Origin of the sequence: Butyricimonas synergistica DSM 23225, assembly GCF_000379665.1 — a bacterium.
GTDB classification, from domain to species: domain Bacteria; phylum Bacteroidota; class Bacteroidia; order Bacteroidales; family Marinifilaceae; genus Butyricimonas; species Butyricimonas synergistica.
This window is the reverse complement of the sequence record NZ_KB903360.1, coordinates 505,604-529,610: the sequence shown is the minus strand read 5'-3', so window position 1 is coordinate 529,610 and position 24,007 is coordinate 505,604. Positions and strand designations below refer to the sequence as shown.

21 protein-coding genes are annotated in these 24,007 nt (G+C 39.0%); all 21 read right to left on the bottom strand.

The features are described from left to right. Positions 1–44 precede the first annotated feature (44 nt). The 21 genes from A3CY_RS0110575 to A3CY_RS0110470 all read right to left on the bottom strand — a co-directional run bounded on the left by A3CY_RS0110575 (position 45) and on the right by A3CY_RS0110470 (position 23,885). Positions 45–2,429 carry a S9 family peptidase gene (locus A3CY_RS0110575; protein ID WP_169503638.1) on the bottom strand — a complete coding sequence of 795 codons (2,385 nt, stop codon included), beginning with the start codon at positions 2,427–2,429 and terminating at the stop codon, positions 45–47. Between the two features lie 2 nt (positions 2,430–2,431). Beyond that, positions 2,432–3,397 carry a TlpA family protein disulfide reductase gene (locus tag A3CY_RS22505; RefSeq protein ID WP_155828265.1) on the bottom strand — a complete coding sequence of 322 codons (966 nt, stop codon included), beginning with the start codon at positions 3,395–3,397 and terminating at the stop codon, positions 2,432–2,434. Between the two features lie 20 nt (positions 3,398–3,417). Further along, the gene (locus A3CY_RS22730; RefSeq protein WP_018337888.1) at positions 3,418–4,545 is read right to left on the bottom strand and encodes a TlpA family protein disulfide reductase; all 1,128 of its coding nucleotides are present in this window, start codon (positions 4,543–4,545) and stop codon (positions 3,418–3,420) included. Between the two features lie 28 nt (positions 4,546–4,573). Beyond that, positions 4,574–5,674, bottom strand: coding sequence for a TlpA family protein disulfide reductase (locus A3CY_RS22725; RefSeq protein ID WP_018337887.1), 1,101 nt, complete (start codon positions 5,672–5,674; stop codon positions 4,574–4,576). A 28-nt stretch (positions 5,675–5,702) separates the two neighbouring features. After that, positions 5,703–6,659 carry a TlpA family protein disulfide reductase gene (locus A3CY_RS22720; RefSeq protein WP_018337886.1) on the bottom strand — a complete coding sequence of 319 codons (957 nt, stop codon included), beginning with the start codon at positions 6,657–6,659 and terminating at the stop codon, positions 5,703–5,705. Between the two features lie 129 nt (positions 6,660–6,788). Then, the gene (locus tag A3CY_RS20795) at positions 6,789–7,946 is read right to left on the bottom strand and encodes a FecR family protein (RefSeq protein WP_018337885.1); all 1,158 of its coding nucleotides are present in this window, start codon (positions 7,944–7,946) and stop codon (positions 6,789–6,791) included. 115 nt (positions 7,947–8,061) lie between these two features. Then, complete coding sequence (locus tag A3CY_RS0110540; RefSeq protein WP_018337884.1) at positions 8,062–8,619, bottom strand: RNA polymerase sigma factor; 558 nt, start codon at positions 8,617–8,619, stop codon at positions 8,062–8,064. A 259-nt stretch (positions 8,620–8,878) separates the two neighbouring features. Beyond that, positions 8,879–10,678: an excinuclease ABC subunit UvrC gene (gene uvrC / locus A3CY_RS0110535; protein WP_018337883.1), complete on the bottom strand. Its 1,800-nt coding sequence runs from the start codon at positions 10,676–10,678 to the stop codon at positions 8,879–8,881. A 12-nt stretch (positions 10,679–10,690) separates the two neighbouring features. Next, on the bottom strand, positions 10,691–12,304 hold the full coding sequence (ade, locus tag A3CY_RS0110530) for an adenine deaminase (protein WP_018337882.1): 1,614 nt from the start codon (positions 12,302–12,304) through the stop codon (positions 10,691–10,693). A gap of 119 nt (positions 12,305–12,423) precedes the next feature. Further along, entirely contained in the window at positions 12,424–14,307 is a 1,884-nt protein-coding gene (gene mnmG, locus A3CY_RS0110525; RefSeq protein WP_018337881.1) for a tRNA uridine-5-carboxymethylaminomethyl(34) synthesis enzyme MnmG, read from the bottom strand. Position 14,308: 1 nt separating this feature from the next. Then, positions 14,309–14,737: an rRNA maturation RNase YbeY gene (gene ybeY, locus A3CY_RS0110520; protein ID WP_018337880.1), complete on the bottom strand. Its 429-nt coding sequence runs from the start codon at positions 14,735–14,737 to the stop codon at positions 14,309–14,311. A gap of 9 nt (positions 14,738–14,746) precedes the next feature. Next, positions 14,747–15,145: an ATP-binding protein gene (locus A3CY_RS0110515; RefSeq protein WP_018337879.1), complete on the bottom strand. Its 399-nt coding sequence runs from the start codon at positions 15,143–15,145 to the stop codon at positions 14,747–14,749. Positions 15,146–15,310: 165 nt separating this feature from the next. Beyond that, on the bottom strand, positions 15,311–16,498 hold the full coding sequence (locus A3CY_RS0110510; protein ID WP_018337878.1) for a murein hydrolase activator EnvC family protein: 1,188 nt from the start codon (positions 16,496–16,498) through the stop codon (positions 15,311–15,313). A gap of 2 nt (positions 16,499–16,500) precedes the next feature. Then, a complete protein-coding gene (locus A3CY_RS0110505) occupies positions 16,501–17,355 on the bottom strand; it encodes a DUF4292 domain-containing protein (RefSeq protein WP_018337877.1) in 855 nt (284 codons plus the stop codon). Continuing rightward, positions 17,345–19,081, bottom strand: coding sequence for a tetratricopeptide repeat protein (locus tag A3CY_RS0110500; RefSeq protein WP_040371634.1), 1,737 nt, complete (start codon positions 19,079–19,081; stop codon positions 17,345–17,347). Before A3CY_RS0110500 ends, A3CY_RS0110505 begins: the two co-directional genes overlap by 11 nt. A 10-nt stretch (positions 19,082–19,091) precedes the next feature. Then, complete coding sequence (gene dut / locus A3CY_RS0110495; protein WP_018337875.1) at positions 19,092–19,526, bottom strand: dUTP diphosphatase; 435 nt, start codon at positions 19,524–19,526, stop codon at positions 19,092–19,094. A 64-nt stretch (positions 19,527–19,590) separates the two neighbouring features. Next, on the bottom strand, positions 19,591–21,072 hold the full coding sequence (locus A3CY_RS0110490; RefSeq protein WP_018337874.1) for a lipopolysaccharide biosynthesis protein: 1,482 nt from the start codon (positions 21,070–21,072) through the stop codon (positions 19,591–19,593). A 539-nt stretch (positions 21,073–21,611) separates the two neighbouring features. Next, positions 21,612–22,100 carry a D-glycero-beta-D-manno-heptose 1-phosphate adenylyltransferase gene (gene rfaE2, locus A3CY_RS0110485; RefSeq protein ID WP_018337873.1) on the bottom strand — a complete coding sequence of 163 codons (489 nt, stop codon included), beginning with the start codon at positions 22,098–22,100 and terminating at the stop codon, positions 21,612–21,614. Positions 22,101–22,106: 6 nt separating this feature from the next. Continuing rightward, entirely contained in the window at positions 22,107–22,457 is a 351-nt protein-coding gene (gene panD / locus A3CY_RS0110480) for an aspartate 1-decarboxylase (RefSeq protein ID WP_018337872.1), read from the bottom strand. A 24-nt stretch (positions 22,458–22,481) separates the two neighbouring features. Continuing rightward, positions 22,482–23,321, bottom strand: coding sequence for a pantoate--beta-alanine ligase (gene panC, locus A3CY_RS0110475; protein ID WP_018337871.1), 840 nt, complete (start codon positions 23,319–23,321; stop codon positions 22,482–22,484). A gap of 84 nt (positions 23,322–23,405) precedes the next feature. Continuing rightward, entirely contained in the window at positions 23,406–23,885 is a 480-nt protein-coding gene (locus A3CY_RS0110470; RefSeq protein WP_018337870.1) for an arginine repressor, read from the bottom strand. Between the last annotated feature and the right edge of the window lie 122 nt (positions 23,886–24,007).

Genomic DNA, 24,007 nt, shown 5'->3' with positions numbered 1-24,007 from the left:
TCTCTAAATGGGGTACATAGTCCTCATTTTTTTTAAAGAAATCTCTATTCCGCACGCGAAGAGGTTCGACGCATATACTCGTCAATCTCCGTGTACTGCTCCATGGAATAGTCATGCAACAGATGTTTGGCAAAATGAAACCACATCTTGCGCCTGAAAAATTCCAAGGATTCCCCCCGGTAAGCATGACCTTGTCCGGGAAGAACAAGCATCTCAAAATTTTTCCCGGCTCGAATCAGGGCATCCACCATACGGAGTGTATTCGCCGGATGGACATTATTGTCCGCATCCCCGGCAACCAAGAGCAAATGCCCTTTCAAATGCTTCGCCAACTCGATATTCGTCGGAATATTGGGTTTCTCGAAACATGCGCTCTCTTTAGTTGTTTTCGTCGTATCAGCCGCTTGTGGTTTCTTTTTTGCGGTTTTATCGGTCGCTTCTTTGATCCCGTGATGCGTCTCTCCCCACCAGATATTGTAGATATTGTTATCATGGTTCCCGGCTGAAGAAACAGCCGCCGTGTAAAAATCCGGGTAAGTGCAAAGAGCCGCCGTTGACATGAATCCCCCGCCGGAATGGCCGAATATGCCGACTCTCGACGGATCTATAAACGAATGCCGGTGAGCCAATTGCTCGATACCGCATTTGTCATCCGCCAGCGGATAATCCCGCAAATTACCGTACCCGTAAGTGTGGTACCACCTGTCGCGCAAAGGGCTTCCTCCCCGGTGACCGAAAGTCACGACGATAAAACCGACTTGGGCGAGAGCCGCATTATTGAAGCCCGTGGAAACGGAAAATTCCAAAGGAATGGCCTCGGTTTGCGGTCCGGGATAAACATAAGAGATGATCGGGTAATTCTTGGTTGAATCAAAATCCGCAGGCTTCCACATGTAACCGAAAAGATCGGTCTCCCCGTCTGCCGCCTTCACCGTGAAAGGTTCCGGCATACGCCACCCCGTCTCGTAAAGCAAAGCCAAATCGGGCGAACAGAGTTCCACAACGACCTTCCCGTCCGTGTTTCTCACCACACTGTGCGGTTCCAGGTCTGCCCGGGAATAATTATCCACGAAATACTTCCCTCCCGACAAGAATATGGTCTTGTGAGTGGCCTGTTCCGGGGTCAATATCTTACTTCCTCCCCGTCCGTCAAAACGGGCTTTATTCAACCGGGCGTAATAAGGACTCTCTCCCGCTTCTCCTTGCCCGTAAGCCTCGAAATAAATGAGCTGCTTCACGGTATCTATCCGCACGATTTTGCCGGAAGTCCAGCCTCCCGAGGTAACGGCGTTCTTCAAACGACCCTCCCCGTCGTAACGGTACCAGTGTCCATGTCCCGTGCGTTCCGACCACCACAGGATCTCCTCCCCGTCATTCAGAAGATGAAATTTGAAAAGCTGGTCATTGAAATAGGGTTCACACACCTCGTTGATCAACACTTTCACCTCTCCCGTTTCCGGAAACACCCGGCACAGTTCCATCTCGTTGCAACTCCTCTTTTTCCGCACGAAATAGAGCCGTTCGACAGGTCTCCCCACGGTGTGCACGGTCAGTTTCTGGTCTTTCCATTTCCCGACAGCCAGATCCACCTCTTGCTGTGCGGCAGCATCAAAAAGATGCAGCTCTTGTTGCGCCACATGCTCGTCTCCCGGCATGGAATAGTCGTATCTGTTCAATGTCGGACGTCCTTTCCCCGTCGTGTTCACCAGGTAAAGTTCCCCGATCTTCCGCTTATCGGTACGTTCCGCGTAAAAATAACGGGAATCGGCAAACCAGGTAATATCCGGTACGGTAATTTTCGCCGAATCCTTGTTTTTAGGCGTGTAAGAATATTTTTCACATCCATCCTTCGTCAAACAAGTTTCCACGGAATCTTTTGTCGATACAAGATAAAGGTTATGATTCCTGCCATACACCACGTAACTGCTGTCAGGCGAATATTTACCCACCCACTTCATTTTCGATGGTTTACCCGGAAGGGAAGCTTTCTTTTTCTTCGTGACGGTATCGGGAAGCACCTGACTCAGTCGCTCGTTCCGAAGGTCATACTTGAACTGCACCCCCTCGGAACTGAAACACAACACGTTCTCTTTCTCTTCCAAAGAAAAACCGGTTAATTTTATATCTTTATAATTCACCGGCTTATGGGTCACGCTACTGATTTTACCCGCCAATTCCTGACGGTCAAACAACTCCCGCTGCAATCCGGCAACCGGATCTACCAGATAAAAACGCACCCCGTCCCTCGTTTCATACCTGTACCAGAATTTACTTGACCCCTTCAATGTATTAGGCATCACATTAGTAGAACCTACCAAACTTTCCAGATGAAGAAATTTCTCCGCCTGCCTGTAATTCGCTTTTTGCCCCATTCCCGTCAGCACGAGGAAACAGGGCAAAAAACACAAATATTTTTTTATCAAACGCATCATTATTTACGGTACTCTTTCATGATTTTTTTCAAAACCTCCTCTGTCAATTTTTCCGTTCCCAACGGGTAGCCTTCCCAACGGACAATACCCTCCGGATCAATCAGAAGTACATGAGGGATAGCCCCGATCTGCAACTCATCAAACATCCGTTTCTGGGTATCGATGGCATTATAATACTCAATGACAGGCTCCTTCATGGCTTTCACTTTCTCTGCTTTCTCGTTCGAAATTCCAATAATTACCAGATCTTTCTTGTACTTTTTGTGCCACTCGTTCAATTCCGGAATCAATTCCTTGCAAGGATTGCATTTCGTGGCCCAGAAATCAAGCAAAACAAATTTACCTTTCGTATCCGGCTTTTTACTCAACCACTCTTCAACCACAAATTCCGGTGCCGGTTGATTAATAATTGATTTAGCGTACAAGCGCAACGGTATTACTTTCGAGGTAGCGGCTTTCTTTTTGCCATACTTCTTGATAATACCGGCGATCACTTCCGCGGTCAATTCATGCTCCTTCAAAAGAGGAAATCCTTCCCAGCGGACGATACCCTCCGGATCAATCAATATCGCGTGAGGTATACCTGTTATTTCGAGCTCTTTAAACATCACTTTTTTCGTATCGACAGCACTGTAATATTCTATTACCGGTTCCTTCATCGCCTTGACTGCTTCCTCATTCCTCGACAAGCCAATGACAACCAAATCGTCCTTGAATTTCTTACTGAACTCGTTCAAATCCGGAATGCCCTTGCGACAAGGAGCACAAGCTGGTCCCCAAAAATCAATCAACACGAATTTCCCGCGGGTATCCGGTTCCTCCGTCAACCATTTTTCCACCACCAATGCCGGGGCCTTTTGATTCAGATACGATTTCGCCCACATTCTTTTATCCCCATTACTCTCTTGTGCCATCACCAAATTCGCAATAAACAGCACACAAACCATAAACAATACTCTTCTCATAATATTTTCCTAATACTTGATTATTTATATTTAGCTATGATCTCCTTGATCTTCTCCGTCGTCAAATCCACGCAAATCCCTTCCCAACGAACAATCCCCTTCGGGTCAACCAACTGTACATAGGAAAGAACGTGCAATTCCATAGTCTTCCAAATTGCTTCACCGGTATGCGCCAAATAATATTCTATTTCAGGTTCTAAAGTCCTCAATTGCTTGATTCCGTCTCTGGAACAACCGATAATCACCATATCGTCTGCAAACTCCTTGTGCCATTTGTTCAACTTCGGAATGGCTTTCCGGCAAGGACCGCAATGGAAAGCAAAAAAGTCTCGCAACACGAATTTGCCTTTCGTCTTCGGTTGTTCCGGATACCACTCTTTAACATCCAATTCCGGAGCTTTCTCCCCTACAAACGGTTTCGCGAAATGCCTTTCCACCCCTCCATTCTCGTAATTGTATTTCTTCATCAGGTTTTCGATCACCTCCGCCGTCAATTCATATCCTTTCAACTCCGGATGTCCTTCCCAACGGACAATTCCCCGCGTATCAAGTAAGATCGCGTGAGGATAATATTTTAGTTCAAAATACTTCTGGGTATACTTTTTCCCTCTTATGTCTATCGCACTATAATACTCGATAACCGGTTCTTTCATATTCCGCACCAGTTCCTCGGTATTCGGGGCAACACCGATCACGACAAGTTTATCCTTGAATCTCTTACTGAATTCATTCAATGTAGGAATATTTTTCCTACATGGGGTACAAGTAGGTCCCCAAAAATCAATTAACACGAATTTGCCTTCCGTATTGGGCTCTTCAGTCAACCACTTATCAACTTCCAAATGTGGAGCTTCCCGGTTTAACCAAGATTTGGCATACAATTTTTTATCCCCATTGGTTTCTCCCTTTCTGTTATTCTTCGTGACGGTTGTCTCTTGCTTATTACCCGTTTCTTTCACATTTACTCCCCCGAAAGCTTTGAAAAGATTCTGCAAATCTTCCATGCTCTTCACTTCCATCTTGATCGTCTTACGAATGTTACCGTCACTATCTACACTATCCTTAACTTCTTTTGTATTTTGTGCTTGCCCATTATAAAACATTCCCAACAAAGCAAATACCGCCAAAAAAATCTTACTTTTTTTCATACATTCCTTTGTTATCAAACTCTATTCCTTATTTATACTTCGCTATAATCTCTTTGATTTTCTCTTCTGTCAAATCCGCACAGATCCCTTCCCAACGGACGATTCCTTTCGGGTCAATCAACTGCACGTAAGAAAACACGTGCAATTCCATTGTTTCCCAAACTTTATCAGTAACATATGCCAAATAATACTCTATTTTAGGTTCCATGGTTACTATTCGGCTAATACCATCTTTAGGGCAACCGATGATGATCATATCGTCTGCAAATTCCTTGTGCCATCTGTTTAATTTCGGAATCGCTTTCCGACAAGGACCGCAATTGGAAGCAACAAAGTCCCGCAAAACAAATTTACCCTTCGTGTCCGGTTGTTTCGGGTGCCATTTGATAACCTCCAACTCCGGTGCTTTTTCTCCAAGAAACGGTTTTGCAAAACGTCTTTCTACTCCCCCGTTATCCCGGCTATATTTTTTTATCAGATTCTCGACCACCTCGGCAGTTAATTCATACCCTTTTTGAACCGGGTTTCCTTCCCAATGAACAACTCCTTGTTTATCAAGCAACACGGCATGAGGATAACCCTTCACTTCAAAATATTTTATGAATTTCTCTTTTGTAGTGTCTATCGCGCTATAATATTCAATCACAGGTTCTTTCATCTTCCGTACAAACTCCTCTTTATTTGGAGAAATACCTACGACAACAAGTTTATCCTTGAATTTTTTACTAAATTCATTCAACGTCGGAATACTTGCCCTACACGGTCCGCAAGAAGGTCCCCAAAACTCGATTAACACGAATTTGCCTTCCATATCCGGTACATCAGTCAACCATTTTCCAACTTCCAAACGCGGAGCTTTCTTATTCAAAAAAGATTTGGCATACAATTTTTTGTCACCGTTTGTCTCTTGTTTAGCACCCGCAGGTGCATTCGTTTTTACATTTCCTCCTCCGATAGCTTTAAAAAGATTCTGCAAATCTTCCACACTATTCACCTCCATCTTGATCGTCTTGCGAACGTTACCATCACGATCTATACTGTCCTTGACTTCTTTCACATTTTGTGCTTGCCCGTTATAAAACATTCCCAATAGGGCAAATACCGCCAAAAAAATCTTACTTTTTTTCATACATCCCTTTGTTATTAAACTCTATTCCTTATTTATACTTCGCTATAATCTCTTTGATTTTCTCTTCTGTCAAGTCCACACAAATTCCTTCCCAACGGACTATTCCTTTCGGGTCAATCAACTGCACGTAAGAATACACGTGTAATTCCATTGCTGTCCAAGCCTCATGACCGATATTTGCCAAACAATACTCTATTTTAGGTTCGATAGTTCTTAATCGACCAATATCATCTCGAGAACAACCGATGATGACCATATCGTCTGCAAATTCCTTATGCCATCTGTTTAATCTCGGGATCGCTTTCCGACAAGGACCGCAATGAAAAGCAAAAAAGTCTCGCAAAACAAATTTACCCTTCGTGTTCGGTTGTTTCGGAAACCAGTGTTTAACATCCAACTCCGGTGCTTTTTCCCCAAGAAACGGTTTTGCCCACTGTCTTTCTACCCCTCCATTATCTCTACTATATTTTTTCATCAGATCCTCAATGACCTCGGCAGTTAATTCATACCCTTTCCGAACCGGATTTCCCTCCCAACGAACAATTCCGTGTTTATCAAGTAATATAGCATGAGGAGAAGCCTGCAATTCAAAATATTTTATGAATTTCTCTTTTGTAGTGTCTATCGCACTATAATATTCAATAACCGGTTCTTTCATCTTCCGTACAGCCTCTTCTTTATTGGGGGAAATACCTATGACAACAAGTTTATCCTTGAATTTTTTACTAAATTCATTCAACGTCGGAATACTTGCCCTACACGGTCCGCAAGAAGGTCCCCAAAACTCGATCAACACGAATTTGCCTTCCATATCCGGCACGTCAGTCAACCATTTTCCAACTTCCAAACGCGGGGCTTTCTTATTCAAAAAAGATTTGGCTTTCAAAATTTTATCACCGTTTGTCTCTTGCGCAGATAAATTCATCGCACTTACGAATGTTCCCAATAGAACCAATACCGTAAAAAAAATCCTATTTCTTTTCATACATTCCTTTGTTATTAAATTTTATTCCTTGACTTCAATTTTCATTTATTGCAAAACGGGAAAAAATTTAAAACGGGGTACAATCGCACCCCGTTTTAATAATAATTTAACAAAAAATGTAACGCCTACTTATTTTACTGTCGAAACATTAATCACGTTTCCTTTGATTTTAAACGTCACCTGACCGGTTTTTTCAAATTTATCCAAAAGCTCATTCATATCGCTATAACGGTCTATATTGGCATAAAATCGTACATCTTTCGCTTCCTCGTTCACGTAAAAAATATAAACGTCATACCATTTGCTCAACCGGTTCAAAATGTCTTCCAAACGTTGGTTTCGAATATTCAATTTCCCGTTCTTCCAATCCACAAATTCAGCCACATCCACGTCCCTCTGCACCATATTTCCTGTCTTTTTATCCAACACGCTCTGTTGATTAGGAGCCAATATACAAGATTCATCCCCGGTAGATACTTTTACCTTACCGGAAACCAAAGTAGTTTCCACGAATACTTCGTCCTCGTAATCTCTCACGTTGAAAGTTGTACCCAACACCTCTATCTGTTGATTTTTCATTTCAACGATAAAGGGACGAGCGGTATCTCGGGCCACTTCAAAATACACTTCCCCGTATGCCTTCACCACCCTCCTGTTTCCCGTGAACGTCACCGGATACTCTATCTTAGAAAGTGCTCCCAAATAAACTTTAGTTCCATCCGCAAGTGTTATACCATACTCTCCTCCCCGTGGAGTCGTCACGTTATTGAAAATTTCCTCCCGAACCAACGTATCCTGCTTTTTCTCATAGCTCAATAACGAACCCGTATTCACTATTTTCGCTGAAGCCTCTTCCAATTCATTGGAATAATTTTCCAGTTCTATGCACTCCCCAGTAGATAACTGCAAAATAGCCCTGTTCCCTCCAGCAGGAATAGCCACTATCTGTCCGGAAGGAACAACATGCTCCTCTTTCTCCAAAACAAAAATCAAAACACCAATCAATAAACAAGCAGCAACACCCGCAGCAGACCAATAAGAAAGAATACGTCTCCGTCCTTTTTTACTCCCCTTCTGCCGGGTAACAAACTTACTCCAAGAAATATTTATATCTTTATCAGTCACCTCCTTGACAAAGCCATTTTCACGATAAAACTTCTCAACTTTATGGAAATAATCTCTATTCTCTTTGCTTGCCGTACACCATGCCTTAAAACAACTTTCTTCTTCCGAAGAAAGTCGCCCTTCTAACTTGCGCTCTATGATATCCCACTCTATCTGTCTCATAAGTCTCCTCATCTTCTTTTGTGTGAATTCAATTTAATCTAGTTCTCTTAATACTAAGAACGAACTCATTTCTATTCCGGGGTACAACAAAATCACTCTTTTTTCCATAAAATCATTATTTGAATATCACATACAAAAACAACAGCAAAAAAAGCAGATGAGTCTTAATATATTTATACGCTCTTTTAATATGCGTATGCACGGTTCCTTCCGCTATATTTAAACGCTCCGCCACTTCTTTATACGTCAATCCCTCCATAACGCTTAATTTCAAAACCTGTCTCTGCATATCAGGCAATTCGGACAAAAGTTTTTTCACCTTTATTTCTCGTTCCGTCTCTTTCTCTTCATACGGGAAATAAACAAAAGCTTCAGATTCAACAAGATGTTTTTGATATTTATCAACAATGTTCAACTTCCGATGATGATCCACACACAAATTTCTTACTGACGTGAACAGATAACGTTCCAAAGGTATATCTCCAGGCATATTTTTCCCTTTATTCCATAATCCCATAAACACATCTTGGATTACATCATCTGCAAGTTCTTCATCCATCAAAAAATTTCGTGCAAGAATATACAGTCGTTTGTACATAGATTTGTACAAAACTTCAAAATGTACAGGATAATTCTCATTCAACCATTTTACTGTATATAATTCATCACTCATAGATTCAAATATTACATTCCTCTATGTAACAAGATATTAAATTTTAATAGAAAAATTTACGTATAATGTATTGGCAAATATAAAAATTATCTCCGAAAATTTTCAATAAAAAAAAGAAATGATAGATATACCCACGACTCCCCCTTAAGCTACCCTTTCCCTATCCCATGGACGTAGCATAAACGTAGTATATTCGTAATATAAACGTAAACGAGGGTTCATGCTACCTTTTTGATTGGTCAATGATAGGTTAATAAGGTCAGGCAAGGGTATGGAAATGGTCGTGCACGATCTTCGCTTTGGCATTTCCAATGACTTTTGCCAATTCCTCACGAGAAGCGGATTGAATAGCATTTACCGTTTTAAAATTTTGTAATAAAGCTATTTCTGTCTTTTCTCCTATACCTTTTATTTCACTCAATACACTGACAGTTTGCTTTTTTTCCCTCAATTTACGGTGAAAAGTAATACCGAAACGATGGGCTTCATCCCGGATATGCATCAATGTTTTCAAGGCAACAGATGTCTTTGCCAATAAATAAGGATCTTTATCACCCGGGTAATAGATTTCCTCCATCTGTTTTGCCAACCCGATAATAGGCACCCGTTCCAATAAATCCAGTTTCTGCAAAGTAGCAACAGCAGAACTCAACTGTCCTTTACCTCCATCGACAACAATCAAATCGGGAAGCTCCAAACCTTCTTCCAGTACCCGATGGTATCTACGGTATAAAATCTCTTCCATAGAAGCAAAGTCATTCGCCCCGATGACAGTTTTCACGTGGAAACGTCGGTATTCCCGCTTTGCCGGTTTCCCATCGATAAAGACAACGCAGGAAGCTACTGGATTGGTCCCTTGTATATTAGAGTTATCGAAACATTCCATCCGATGCGGTAAACGGGGTAATTTTAATTCATTTTTTATCGTGTTCAGCAGGTCTAATTTGGTATCCTGTCGGCGCAATCCCCTTTGCCGTTCCCGATCCATTTTAAAGAATTTCACGTTTCGCTCTGACAAATCCAACAATTGCTTCTTCTCCCCCCGCTGCGGAATAGCATAATTCAATCCTTTCATCAGGACATCCGGGTAAAAAGGTACTAAAATTTCCTTGGATTGGCTATTCACGAGTTGCCGGATTTCAAAAATACCGAAAGACAGTAAGGATTCTTTCGATTCATCGAGTTTCTTTTCCAATTCTATGGTATGCACTTGATTTACCGCACCGTGAACAATACGTAAATAATTCACGTAAGCATACTTTTCATCTTCCAGGTACGAGAATACATCAATATCATTCATAGTAGAACTAACAATAGTCGATTTTGTCTGATGCGACTTTAAGGCTTCTATAGCCTCTTTCATCTCTTGAGCTTTCTCGAATTGAAGCGAAATAGCGTATTCTTTCATTCTTTTAGACATGAAATCGATCACGGAAGAAATATTTCCCTTCAATATATTCCTAATCTGGACTATATTCTCCATGTATTCTTCTTCCGGCATGTATCCCACGCAAGGACCAAGACAATTTCCTATATGGTACTCAAGACATACTTTATATTTTTCACCATATATTGCTGATTTATTGAGATTTAAATTACAAGTACGTAATTTATACAAACTTTTTATCAAGGAAATCAGCGTGTTAGCGTATTTTGCAGAAGTATAAGGACCAAAATATTCCGAACCATTCCGAATAAACTTGCGAGTAATGAATACCCGAGGGAAAGCTTCTTTCGTGATACAAATCCACGGGTAAGTTTTGTCATCTTTCAACAGGATATTATACCGGGGCTTATACTTTTTAATCAAGTTATTTTCCAGTAGTAAAGCATCTTCCTCCGTGTTGACAACAATATACTTTAAATCACGTATCTTTTTGACTAAAACCATGGTCTTTGAAGACTGGTTTGTCTTCACGAAATAGGATGAAACTCTATTTTTCAGATTTTTAGCTTTACCTATATAAATAATAACTCCATTTGCATCAAAATATTGATACACTCCCGGAGAAGTAGGTAACTTACTCACCTTTTCTTTCAATCCCAATTCATCCGTCATAGATTCAAACTCCTATACAAATCCAAATTTTTCAACATCAAATATTCCCTTCTCGCCTATCTTCAGCGTGGGTATTACAACTAAAGCCATAAATGAAAGTGTCATAAACGGTGAATTTAAGGATGTTCCCATCTCCAAAAGCAATTTATTCAATCGCGTATAACGATTGGCAACTTCCTCTCCGGACAGATCACTCATAATTCCTCCTACCGGCAGAGGCAAGGTATATAGTTTATGACCATCATTGACTACTAAACCACCTTTGGATTTGATGACTTCATTAATGGCAACAATAATATCAGTATCCGTACAACCTACCGCAATAATATTATGGGAATCGTGGGAAATAGAAGAAGCAAACGCCCCCCGTTTTATTCCTATACCGGATATAAAACCAACTTGAGGCGGCGTATTAAAATAACGATTCACGTAAACTATTTTCAATATATCCGAAGAAATATCCGACTGGAAGTGTTCGCTTTTCTGATCAAAATGCAATACTTTTCTTTCAGTGACAATACTGTCCGGGATTATTTTTATACAAGAAATATCTCCTTGTACATCTGTACAAATATCCGTATCCTTTATTTCATCATGATGAAATAAATTCAGAACCTCTATTTGGGATGCGGGTAATTTATAATCTCTTCCTTTCCGATAAACTTCTTCCCCATTGATGTAAGTAGAATAAATATCGAATGATTCCAGGTCTTCCAAAACAATAAAATCGGCTTTGTCCCCGACATGAAGGGTTCCCACGTCCAAATGATAAAAATGTACCGGATTAATACAAGCCACCTGTAAAACATCAAAAATACCGAAACTATCTGCCACTGCTTTTCTCACGATATAATTGATATGTCCTTTTTCTAAAAGATCGTCAGCATGGGAATCATCCGTGCAAAACATCACGTTATCGGTACGGGTAGCAATTAATGATTTCAATGCCTCGTAATTCTTTGCCGCACTTCCTTCTCGAATCATGATTTGCATCCCTTTTGAAATCTTTTCTTCTGCTTCATCCAAAACGGAAGACTCATGATCTGTTTCTATCCCATGCGCGATATATGTACTTAATGCATCTCCCTTCATTCCGGGAGCATGCCCGTCTATTCTTAAAGAATACTTTTTAGCCATTTCCAATTTTGCCAGAACTTCCGAATCATTATTCAATACTCCCGGGATATTCATCATTTCGGCAAGCATGGTAAATCGACCGGTTTTTGCCAATGTTTCGGTATCCTCCACCGTTAAAATATTACCCGGTTTATCTAATGAAGTAGCCGGAACGCACGAAGGAATCCCCCAGAAAATATTTAACGGAGTTTCTTCCCCGTTCTTTATCATCATTTCAATTCCTTCCACACCTAAAACATTAGCTATCTCGTGTGGGTCAGCCACCACTCCCACTGTCCCATTTGGGATAACTAATTTGGAAAATTCAGAAGGCATCAACATGGAACTCTCTATATGAACATGGGCATCTATAAATCCCGGGGAAATATAATGATCATAGGAATTTGAATTACGTTCTATCGAAATAATCTTCCCTTCAGAAATAGTGATTGCACACGGATAAAATTCTCTATTATCAATGTCAACTAAATTTCCTTCTATTACTTTCATATAATAGTAATTTATGTGGTGTTTTTACTCTTTCTTTTATCCCTTTTCAAGGATTCGGTGTAACTATATTACAAGGTGCCCTTCGCACCATTTTGAAATGTTCCACGTGAAACATTCGATTATCTTCCCATTAAAATCAATAAAACATTAATGTCTGAAGGGGACACTCCTGTAATACGAGAAGCCTGTCCAATAGTTTTCGGATTAATCTTTGATAATTTTTGACGCCCCTCGTATGACAGAGAATTTATCTCCATATAATTAAATTTATTCTCAATAACCAAATTTTCCAGCCGATTCAATTTATCGGCTATCAATTTTTCACGTTCAATATATCCCGAATATTTTATTAAAACTTCAGCCGCCTCTACAATTTCTTCCCGAATCGAATTATCAAAAATAAATTCTTTCAGTGAGGGTATATACTCCACGATCTTAGGAATTGTAATTTGAGGACGTGAAATAATATCAATCAATTTCAATTTTTGACGGATCGGAGAAGAAGCAAAAAGTTCCAGAGTAGGATTTATTTCCTCTGGAGAAATACTAAAATTAGTCACGAAATCAATCAAGCGATCCCGTTTCAAAATCTTATCTTCAAAAATAGAATAACGATTCTCTTTCACCAAACCAATAGAATATCCCAAAGGAGTTAATCTTACATCTGCGTCATCCTGTCGCAATAAAATACGATACTCGGCACGTGAAGTAAACATCCGATAAGGTTCGTCCACTCCTTTCGTCACCAGATCGTCAATCAAAACTCCTATATAAGCTTGATCGCGATTCAGTATAAAATCCTTATTCTCGTGCAGAGAAAGATGCGCATTGATTCCAGCCATCAAACCTTGTGCAGCGGCTTCCTCGTACCCGGTAGTCCCGTTTATCTGACCCGCAAAATAAAGTCCTTTTATCAATTTAGTTTCAAGCGTCGGATGCAATTGTATCGGTTGAAAAAAATCATACTCTATCGCATAACCGGGGCGGAATATTTTCACATTCTCGAATCCTTCCACTTGTTGCAATGCACGCAACTGTATATCCCAAGGTAAAGACGAAGAAAAACCATTCAAGTAAAATTCCGTTGTCCTCTCCCCTTCCGGTTCCAAAAATAAATGATGGCTGTCCCGGTCTGAAAAAGTATCCAGTTTAGTTTCTATACTCGGGCAATAACGAGGTCCTATACTTTTAATAGTCCCGTTGAACAGAGGACTGTCTTCAAAACCTTCCCGCAAAATATCATGAACGACTTTATTCGTGTAGGCAATATAGCAAGGTCTTTTCTGAAGTGAATTCGTATAAGCGAAATTCAGAAAAGAGAATTTATGGAAATCATTATCTCCATCTTGTCTGGTTAATTTGGAAAAATCTACGCTTCTACCGTCGATGCGTACCGGCGTACCCGTTTTCATACGTCCCATAGTAAAACCCCGCTCAAACAATTGCTCGGACAAACCATGAGAAGCAGGTTCGGAAATACGACCACCGGAAAAACTTACCCGCCCGATATGCATCAGCCCGTTCAAAAAAGTTCCGTTGGTAAGTACCACCCGGGGTGCCGAAAAAGAAACACCCAGACGAGTCTTTACCCCCACTACCCTGTCTTTATCCAAAATCAGCTCGGTAACATCATCCTGCCAAAGATCAAGGCGGTCGGTATGTTCCACCGTGTCCCTCCACTCGGAAGAAAAGACCATACGGTCACATTGCGCACGGGGACTCCACATGGCAGGTCCCTTTGACAGATTCAGCATCCGAAATTGAATCGTACTCTTGTCTGTCACTATACCCGAATATCCTCCCAAAGCATCTATTTCTCTGACAATCTGTCCTTTAGCTATACCCCCCATTGCCGGATTACAAGACATTTGAGCTATCTTATTCATATCCAGAGTAATAAGCAAAGTTTTAGATCCAAGATTAGCTGCCGCACAAGCTGCCTCACAACCGGCATGACCAGCTCCCACTACAATAACATCATATTCCGGTAATAATTGTGACATATCAAAGTGTTTTAAGCAATTCTAAGCAATGATTTTCATTGGAACGCATCTCTTTCGCGTCTTCATCGGATTTATCTTTAAAACCAATTAAATGAAGTACGGAATGAACTATCACCCTATGCAATTCTTCTTCATAGGTAGTCCCGAATTCCAAAGCATTGGATTGAACCGTATCCAAACTAATGAATACATCACCGGAAAGTATCTTACCCTCCCTGTAATCGAAGGTAATTACGTCCGTGTAATAATCATGATTCAAATATTTCCGGTTCACATCCAGAATATATTCGTCATCACAAAAAATAAAAGAGATAGAACCCAACTTTAACGCGTAATCTTCAGCGACAAGCTGAAGCCATTGAGTCACTCTCTCTTTTGAAAAAAAATCAGGGAATTCACATCCCTCGTTGAAAAAAAAAATCTCACTCATTTAATCAATTCATAAATTGAAAACCATGGTCACCTTAGATCCTTCGTCTTCAAAAATCAAATCGTCAGAAAGCGTTTTCATCAAATAAAGCCCTCTCCCGGCATCTTTCTCGATATTATCCGGCAAGGTGGGATCGGGTATATATGAATAATCGAAACCTTCACCTTCGTCCTTCACCGTCACGAACAAACGCTTATCCTCCTCATAAACCGTGAATTTCACGTGTTTCGAAGGATCCAATTTATTACCGTAAAGAATAGCATTATTCACGGCTTCTATGACGCATAAACTAATCTTGCCGAACACATCCGGTTCAACATTATAAACGTCTGAAAAATAATCGATAAAATTCTCAACTTTAACGATATTGCCTATTTCCGAGGCAATTGAAAATTCTAGTTTGTCCATGCTTCCTAATATAATTATCTAACACGTTAGACAAGATCATACTTCAAATACTCCATTAATTTATAAACTAACATACGTAAATATACCCACAATGTCCCACAATTTACAGTCTAGCGAATGTAGGTAAAATATTTTTAAATATCAACCCGAGCAACATAAAATAATCTACCAAGGCGTCAACCATAATTGCGGGTCTAAATTATCCTTATCTTTCCATACCTGAAAATTTAGTGTACTACTTTCTCCACTACTCGCCAACTTACCAATTTTCTGTTTCACATTCACGGTGTCCCCCTTCTTTATGAAGATTTCCACCAGATTTGAATAGACCGTAAGATAATTTCCATGGCGCACAATAACAACATTATTATCTCCCGGGATAAACATTATTTCCGTTACCACACCTTTAAATACCGCTCTGACATCAGCATTCCGCGATGTAGTAATAGTAATACCTGCATTATTCAACTTCACCTGTTTGAACACCGGATGCACGTTAATCCCGAATTTCTCGGAAACGAACCCTTGTTCGACAGGCCAAGGCAACTTCCCTTTATTTTTAGCGAAATCATCGGAAATAAGTTTCTCTTCCGGTGTTAATTTATAGTTAGAATTTTTACTTCCTGACTTTTTCGCTTGAGCTGCAATAAGTTTCTCCAATTCTTTTTTAAAACGTTCCCGATTTTTTATTTCAGCGTTCAATTTTCGAACGAGTTCTTTTTCTTTCTTCTTGAGTTCAGCGACGTATTTATTTGCCTCGTTCTGCTCTTTAATCAACTCGTTATTCTGAGTCGATATTTTAGACTGCGCCAAATTCTTTTGCGCTATCAATTTTGCCAACTGGGTATTAATCTTCGTCAAAGAATCATTCGTTTGCTGTATCTGTTTTAACTGGCGCTTGGAATAATCCTGAACCTGCTCAAAATACTTGTATCGCGCATAAGCTTGAGAAAAACTGGAAGAAGAAAAGATATATACCAATTTATCCGAAATATTTCTTTTCTTCCAAGTCTCGTAAACCATTTTAGCGTAAAAATCAAGCATTTGCTTCCGGTTCGCCTCTAATCCCGACTTAACAGACTCATTATCATCTATATTCTTCTCAATATATTTTATCTCACTCGTGAGAGATTGAATCATTTCCTTTCCCTTCACGATCTTTTGATTGATGATCGTGATTTTTTGAACGGTAGCCGATTGATCATTACGTGCTGTATTCAACAACTTGTTCAGATAAGCGATCTCCTTTTCCGTCTTCTCGTTCTTCTTTTTAATAGCCTCAATAGATTGCGAATAAGCAATCGTGAGAGTGCAAGAAAAAAACAGAACTAATATGACACGAAAAAGATTCATTACTAATACATTCTTTGATATTTACTCGATATTTTAAAATTAGGGGACACCTCTACATCAAATTCCAGACGACTGAAATCCAGTTGAACTTCCCATTCATCTTCATCAGTAAAGATATTAAAAACTATCTTCTCCGGGAACAATTTTCCCTCGAAATCTTTAATATTCTCGTATTTAACACTCATACCCACCTTTTCATCCATGTCTTCGATAGAAACCAATCGAGGTCTGAAACAATCCGGGTCAATATGTATCTTTTGTAAAATCACGGAAAACTCTTTATTTTTCCGCTTTTTCTTGTACAATTTTTTCAGTTTCCTACCTAAAGCCTTTTCTTCCAACGTGTACAAAAGATAGTCATTACCCGACTTATCGAATTTGAATCGTCTTCCTCTATCCACTTCTGAGGTACAGGATTCAAAATCAAAAAAACGATTCGTCAGCATCCGCTGGAAGCAATCATAGGTAAAACCAACATCAAAACGATCGATAAAGTAATTGTAATCCGAAATAAAATATTTCTTATCTCTCGGGCTGATAAATTTCACGCTATCAGGTGTCAACAAAATACGTGCTACTTCTATTCCCATGGGAGCAGTAACCGATACCCAAATGAAGCTATCTCTTTGAATTCTCATAATCGCTTTCAGACTATGAGATTTTTTCTTCTCCTTTAAGGTCAAATCGATTTTCTTCGCATATATCGTGTTATAATCCAATTCGTTAAAGTAAACATTCCTCAGCAATCTTGCTTCAGTTATATTCGGCAATTCTTTTTTAACTTCAACTACTTTTTTAACGGACTTACACGACACCAATAAGACCAAAACCAAAATAAAAATAAAACTATTCCTCATGCTCTACCGATAAACCGTTCTCTATTTTATTTTTTAAATCATCACTAATATCATCACCCAATTCCAATGCTTTCTTCCACATTTTCAATGCTTCTTCCTTATCTCCGTTCATATAAAGAATATCACCGTAATGCTCGTACAACACGCCACTCGGTTCAGTTGTATTCTCCATGGCAGAACGCATATAAAAACGTGCCAAAGAATAATTCTTCAACTTGAAAAGTACCCAGGCATAAGTATCCAGAAAAGTAGCATTATTCGGATCGGCACTCAATGCCGCAGAAATCATTTTTTCTGCGTAATCCAAACGCTCATTCCGTAAAGAAAGATAATAACTATAATTATTCAAAGTCATTATATCATTCGGATTGATAGCTATCGCACTATCAAACATGGAAAACGCTATATCTACACTGTCTTGCTTGTAATAACATTCACCCAAATAAGCATACAATTGCGATTTTATAAAAGAATTCTCCGGTGCCAATTCAAGCCCTTTCACCAAATAACCTTTTGCACCCGCATAATTTTCCTCGACCAACATAGGTAAACTTATCATCATGTAAGGCAGAGCCTCGTTCGGGAAATAATTCAAACATTCCAATCCTTCCCTTCGCATAGCAGCCGTATCCCCCAACTGATTGGACAATAACATCAATTCTTCCCAAACCAAATAATTATTCTTTTCCCTGGAAACAATAAACTCCAATTCCTTTTTGCACTCTTCTAATTTATTCTCCCGTTTCAGAAAATCGGCATTCAAAGTTCTCACACCGAGGTCATTCGGGTATTTTTCCAGCAACAATTGAACGTAAGGATAAATTTGTTCGGGTGACATCTTTGAATTATCTTGATTCACGAGTAATTTCAATAAATATTGAACTTTCAACCCGTTATCAATATTATCATTCAAAAAAGCTGAACGAATATATTTTCTAGTATTTATCGTGTCATTTTTAACTCGATAATAATCTGCCAAATAAAGTCTTACAAAACCATTATTGGGATCGTCTTTCACTATTTTATCCAGAAGTTGCAATCCTTTTTTCTCCTGGCTATGGGACAAATACAATTCAGCCAATAATCCTAAATAATCCGTGTTCTCCGGATACTTTTTGATTAATTTCATTACCTCGGAAGAAGCCTTCTTGACATCCCCTATCTTCGAATACAATTTAGCTTTCTCTATTACAGCCGGTTCATTGATCCCGAATTGCTTCTCGTATTTATTCAATACCTCTATTGCTTTATCCCACTTCTCTACCGAAGTATAAAGATCAACTTCTATAATATAAAAATCTTCCCGTTCCGGGTGCATATCAATCAGGTTGTCATATATTTTGCAAGCTTCCTCTATCATCGATTTTTTTTGCAAAATATTAGCCAACAATAAATTATACCAAATATTATCGGGTTCCAACTGAACGGCTTCCCGCATTAATTGAAGGGGAACATTTAATTCCTCACCTAAAGAAAGTATACTCGATACTTCATACCGTACTGCGGCACTTCGGTTATAAATTTTCATGCACTGATCGAAACAGGCAATAGCCGATTTCAAATCGCCCAGTATTTTATAACGTACACCTTCCATGAAAGCATAATCGAACTGTACTTTAGCTTCACCTTCTAAAGTAGGTTCAACCCCTTTCTTTTTATCTGCAAATACTTGAACCGTGCAAAAAAGAAACAGAATAACAAATAACGATTTAATTAATCTGGTCATCCTAAATTGTTTATTGTTTACCTGTATGACCGAAGCCTCCCCCTCCTCTTTCCGTTTCATTTAAAGTTTCCACCTCTATCAATTCAGCTTGCTCTACTTTATTGATTACCATTTGGCAAATACGCTCGCCATCATTGATTTGAGTAACTTCATGCGACAAATTGACAAGAATAACACCAATCTCTCCCCTGTAATCGGCATCGATCGTTCCCGGTGTATTCAACAATGTAATTCCTTCATTTAAAGCCAACCCGCTTCTCGGACGCATTTGTGCCTCGTAACCGTCAGGCAGTTCTATAAATAATCCCGTGGGAACAAGTCTTCTTTCCAATGGCTTCAACATAATCGGGGCATCGATATTTGCCCGAATATCCATACCTGCCGATGAACTTGTCTTATATTCCGGAAGTGCATGCTTCGATTTGTTTACAATCTTTATTTTCATTTCTATCTAATACTTTGGTAGTTAGTCATCCAAATGGATGATTTCATAAATCGTGCTAAGATAGCTATTTTTTATGAATTAACCTGTATATAAAGTCTTTTGTCAGTAAAAAACTCATCTCTCTTCTCACGAATATGTACACAAAGAGTACAAATAACGGTAAACGAGCCAAACAAGTTATCCAATTCCCCTCAAATTTTATCATACACCCTACAAAATAGAAAACAAGGCAAATAGCAAAGTAAAAAATGATTTTTGGAATATCGTAATTGATCTTATAGAAATGCCTTCCCAGGATAAAAGAAAGCACTGTCATAACAAGGAAACAAGTAAACACGGAATAAGCAGAAGCCATAAATCCTATACGAGGCAGAAAGATCACGTTTCCCGCCACGGTAATCACGCATCCTATTATCGCCATGTAAGCACCATATATAGTCTTGTCTGTCAACTTATACCATAAAGAAAGCGAGTAATATATGCCTTGAAACAAATTTGCCATCAATACCCACGGCAATATAACCAATCCGTCGAAAAACTTTTCGTCCAGAAAATATTTCAAAACATCCAGGAAATACATGACTCCCAAGAAAATCATTAACCCAAATCCGGTAAAATAAAGCAATACATCCTCATATATCTTTTTGGAATCATTACTTTTGGCATAATTGAAAAAGAAAGGCTCGAAAGCAAAGCGGAACCCTTGCGTGAAAATATACATGATTAAGGCTAACTTATAGCTAGCTCCATATATCCCCGTAACCGCCAAAGCTTCATCCCCGCTTCCCAATATTTTAGGCATTAAAATTTTATCACCCTGTAAATTAATCATTCCAGCTACACTTACAATCAATATCGGGTAAGAATACTTCAAAATATCCTTCAACAAAGAGAAAGAAAACACGAATTTAAACCGGAATATATAAGGTAATAACATTAAAAACGTGACAATGGAAGCCACCAGATAAGAAACGAATATATAAACGACTCCCCCGTCTGCCTGATAAAAAGGAACCGTGATTCCTTTCTTTTCCAAAAATGGGCAAAGCAAGTAAAAGAACAGGTTCAATCCCACGTTAATCAATATATTCACTAATTTAATGATACCGAAACGAATAGCTTTTCCTTCCATTCGCAACAACGCAAAAGGTAATGTACTGATTACATCTATTGCAATTGTTACAACTAAAAGGATAAAGTAAAGCGGATGATTTCCTACTTCCAAAAAATCAACGATTTGAGGAAGAAAAGCGAAACAAAGTACCAAAAATATAATTGAAGTAGAAGCCAAAGAGGTCAACAAAGTAGAAAATACTTTATTCTTATTATCCTTGGTAGCAAAACGAAAGAACCCAGTTTCCGTACCATAAGTTAACAATACAACCAATAATGCAACATATCCCATTAAATTCGTGAAGATACCATTATCTACGGTTGAAAGTACCCGAGTATACAATGGTACTAGCAACCAATTGATAAATCGCCCAAGTATCGTCGTAAAACCATAAATCACGGTTTCCCCCATTAATTTTTTCAAAGGATTCATATTTTCTTAATTTTTGCTTCAAGTTCATTGACATGGCAAAAATAGCAAGTTCTCAACAACTATATCATATATATATTATCTTTTATTTTTTTAAAAAGAAATATGAATATTATTATAAGCTGTGAGTTCTCGGGATAAAAATAATGGATTTTCCTTGTTTCTATTGTTATTAAACGTTGGTGTTGTAGTTACTCACAATTTATATTTGAGTTATCTATTGATAATCAAAATGATTTTTGAGTTATCCACAATTGTTAGTAACAATAAGACGGAGAAAGTAATTTGTGAAAAGACCCGATTTTGGTGTTAGTATTTTGTAGAAACGAATTGGAATAATTTGAAAAACTATTCTTGGATTTCTGGTTTCAATTGTTACTTGATTCTCTTTTTTAAAAATGCAAATGAAGTTATTCTTTTTAGTTCTTTTTTTATGCACAGTTACTAACGAGGTTACTAACAAATAATTGAAAATGGAGAGATAAAAAAAAGCCACTTATCCAATGGATAAATGGCTCGTTTATATTGAAAATTTTAGCGAATTACTTCATTTTCTCGATCACCGAAGTGGTAGAATAGCCTTCAATGAAATCTAGGGTAACAACTTCACCTCCTTTAGCTTTCACGATATCGTACCCGACAATGTCTTCTGGTTTGTAATCTCCTCCTTTTACCAGTACGTCCGGTTGTACCATGTTTATCAGGTCGTAGGGTGTATCTGTATCGAAAAGGATAACTTTATCGACGAAAACCAATGAAGCCAATAATAAAGCCCGGGCTTTCTCGTCATTCACGGGACGGGATTCGCCTTTTAATCTTTTGACCGAATTGTCGGTATTTAAACCAATAATTAGTTTAGTCCCGAGGGAAGCAGCTTTTACCAGGTATTCGATGTGTCCTTTATGTAGAATGTCGAAACAACCGTTCGTGAAGACGATTTTGTCGTTTTTAAATCTCCACATACTGATGGTTCTGGAAGCTTCTTCCGGAGTGTAAGCTATTTTTTTCTCTATATTAGGTAAAAAATCCATGGCAAATTAAATTAGTTTGTTTGTAGCCGTATCGGGAAACACTAGTACGGGTTTGTGTGATTTTGCTTCTTCGAAATCCATAGAAGCGTAAGAAATGATAATAACCACATCCCCCACGGCGCATTTGCGAGCAGCTGGACCGTTTAAGCATATAATACCCGAGTTTCTTTCACCTTTGATGATATAGGTTTCGAATCTCTCACCATTGTTGATATTCACGATTTGAACTTTTTCGTTTTCAATCATGTTGGCTGCCTCGAGAAGTGCTTCGTCAATGGTGATACTACCCACGTACTGAAGGTTAGCTTCAGTAACGGTAACTTTGTGAAGTTTAGATTTTACTACTTCTATAAACATCTTTGTGCTTGTTTGATATACGTTTTAAAATACAATATTATCAATTAGTCGGATTTTCCCGGCATATACCGCTATACAACCGACTTTCACGTTGTTCTCTTTCCAATCCCGGATCGGTTTCAATTCAGTATCGTCTACAATCTCGAAATATTCGACTTCAAGATAAGGATTTTTATTGATTTCTTCTGTTACCCATTTTTTTATTTCTTCCACGTTCATTTTGGAAGTCAACGTTGTGGCTTCTTGAAGAACTTTATGGATATGCGGGGCATTTTTTCGGTATTCCGGTTCCAGTAATGTATTTCTAGAACTCATGGCAAGACCGTCTGCTTCCCGGATGATAGGGCACGGAATGATTTCCAGGTTATAGTGCAATTGTTTCACCATATTTTTGATCACGGCAATTTGCTGGAAATCTTTCATTCCGAAATAAGCTCGGTGTGGCTGAACGATGTCAAACAGTTTGCTCACGATTTGTCCCACGCCATTGAAATGCCCCGGACGCCTTGCGCCTTCCATGACGCTTTCCACGTATCCGAAATTGAATACCCGGGTGTCTTCCTCGGGATACATTTCTTCGACGCTGGGTGCGAACACATAATCACATCCGTTTTTTTCCAGTAGGGCGACATCTTTATCCAGCGTACGCGGATAACGTTTAAGATCTTCTTTATCGTTGAATTGCGTGGGATTGACAAACACGCTGACGACAACCACGTCGTTTTCTTTTTTACATGCTTTTACCAGAGAGATATGTCCCTCGTGAAGTGCACCCATTGTAGGTACGAGACCCACCGTCTTCCCTTCTTGTTTCAGCTTCTCTATCGTGGTGGTTAATTCCGCTTTCTTTGTAATAATATTCATGATTATAATCTTGAAAATACGGGGTGCAAGTTTACAAACTATTTTCGAGATAATACCATATTGAAAGTTGAAAATTCAAAATGATTACTTAAATAACGAGTGAATATTAGGGTGTATAGAGGAAAGGGCGTCCAATAGTTCCTTGTGGGTTACCCCTTCACGCATGACGATCAGTACAGTATCGTCTCCCCCGATAGTTCCCAATACTTCAAAATAATTTTCATTGTCAATCAATACCGTCACCGCTTTTGCATACCCGGGGACTGTTTTCATAACAGCTATATTGCCGGAAAAGTCAATGCTTGAAATAGAGTCCGTGACGATAGCAGAGGTTTTTTCATCTGCCTGTTCGTTTTGTATGCTATCCGGGATAATATATATGTAACCCTTATCCTTGTGAGGTATTTTTGCCACTCTCATGAATTTGAGATCACGCGATAAGGTGCTCTGTGTTGCCTCTACGCCCAATTCTTTCAATCTGAATAATAGTTCTTCCTGAGAACATATCTGTTCGTTCTCTATGAGCTTTCTGATAGATAACAAGCGTTTGGTTTTATTTCTCATAAATGTTTTGTATTACGCACTACAAAACTAATCAAAAATGTTTGATTTTCAATGGACGTATATATTTATTGCATAATTATTTATTCAATGACATAAATATTCTTTGTAGTGTCGATTTTTAG

What these genes read in the sequence shown, in the direction of transcription:
- A3CY_RS0110540 (WP_018337884.1), bottom strand. Translation starts at nt 8,619, where the DNA reads ATGAGTGATGAATTATATACAGTAAAATGGTTGAATGAGAATTATCCT.
- ybeY (WP_018337880.1), bottom strand. Translation starts at nt 14,737, where the DNA reads ATGAGTGAGATTTTTTTTTTCAACGAGGGATGTGAATTCCCTGATTTT.
- A3CY_RS0110505 (WP_018337877.1), bottom strand. Translation starts at nt 17,355, where the DNA reads ATGAGGAATAGTTTTATTTTTATTTTGGTTTTGGTCTTATTGGTGTCG.
- A3CY_RS0110490 (WP_018337874.1), bottom strand. Translation starts at nt 21,072, where the DNA reads ATGAATCCTTTGAAAAAATTAATGGGGGAAACCGTGATTTATGGTTTT.
- panC (WP_018337871.1), bottom strand. Translation starts at nt 23,321, where the DNA reads ATGAATATTATTACAAAGAAAGCGGAATTAACCACCACGATAGAGAAG.
- A3CY_RS0110510 (WP_018337878.1), bottom strand. Translation starts at nt 16,498, where the DNA reads ATGAATCTTTTTCGTGTCATATTAGTTCTGTTTTTTTCTTGCACTCTC.
- mnmG (WP_018337881.1), bottom strand. Translation starts at nt 14,307, where the DNA reads ATGTCACAATTATTACCGGAATATGATGTTATTGTAGTGGGAGCTGGT.
- A3CY_RS20795 (WP_018337885.1), bottom strand. Translation starts at nt 7,946, where the DNA reads ATGAGACAGATAGAGTGGGATATCATAGAGCGCAAGTTAGAAGGGCGA.
- ade (WP_018337882.1), bottom strand. Translation starts at nt 12,304, where the DNA reads ATGAAAGTAATAGAAGGAAATTTAGTTGACATTGATAATAGAGAATTT.
- A3CY_RS0110515 (WP_018337879.1), bottom strand. Translation starts at nt 15,145, where the DNA reads ATGGACAAACTAGAATTTTCAATTGCCTCGGAAATAGGCAATATCGTT.
- A3CY_RS0110500 (WP_040371634.1), bottom strand. Translation starts at nt 19,081, where the DNA reads ATGACCAGATTAATTAAATCGTTATTTGTTATTCTGTTTCTTTTTTGC.
- rfaE2 (WP_018337873.1), bottom strand. Translation starts at nt 22,100, where the DNA reads ATGGATTTTTTACCTAATATAGAGAAAAAAATAGCTTACACTCCGGAA.
- A3CY_RS22730 (WP_018337888.1), bottom strand. Translation starts at nt 4,545, where the DNA reads ATGAAAAAAAGTAAGATTTTTTTGGCGGTATTTGCTTTGTTGGGAATG.
- panD (WP_018337872.1), bottom strand. Translation starts at nt 22,457, where the DNA reads ATGTTTATAGAAGTAGTAAAATCTAAACTTCACAAAGTTACCGTTACT.
- dut (WP_018337875.1), bottom strand. Translation starts at nt 19,526, where the DNA reads ATGAAAATAAAGATTGTAAACAAATCGAAGCATGCACTTCCGGAATAT.
- uvrC (WP_018337883.1), bottom strand. Translation starts at nt 10,678, where the DNA reads ATGACGGATGAATTGGGATTGAAAGAAAAGGTGAGTAAGTTACCTACT.
- A3CY_RS22725 (WP_018337887.1), bottom strand. Translation starts at nt 5,674, where the DNA reads ATGAAAAAAAGTAAGATTTTTTTGGCGGTATTTGCCCTATTGGGAATG.
- A3CY_RS0110575 (WP_169503638.1), bottom strand. Translation starts at nt 2,429, where the DNA reads ATGCGTTTGATAAAAAAATATTTGTGTTTTTTGCCCTGTTTCCTCGTG.
- A3CY_RS22505 (WP_155828265.1), bottom strand. Translation starts at nt 3,397, where the DNA reads ATGAGAAGAGTATTGTTTATGGTTTGTGTGCTGTTTATTGCGAATTTG.
- A3CY_RS22720 (WP_018337886.1), bottom strand. Translation starts at nt 6,659, where the DNA reads ATGAAAAGAAATAGGATTTTTTTTACGGTATTGGTTCTATTGGGAACA.
- A3CY_RS0110470 (WP_018337870.1), bottom strand. Translation starts at nt 23,885, where the DNA reads ATGAGAAATAAAACCAAACGCTTGTTATCTATCAGAAAGCTCATAGAG.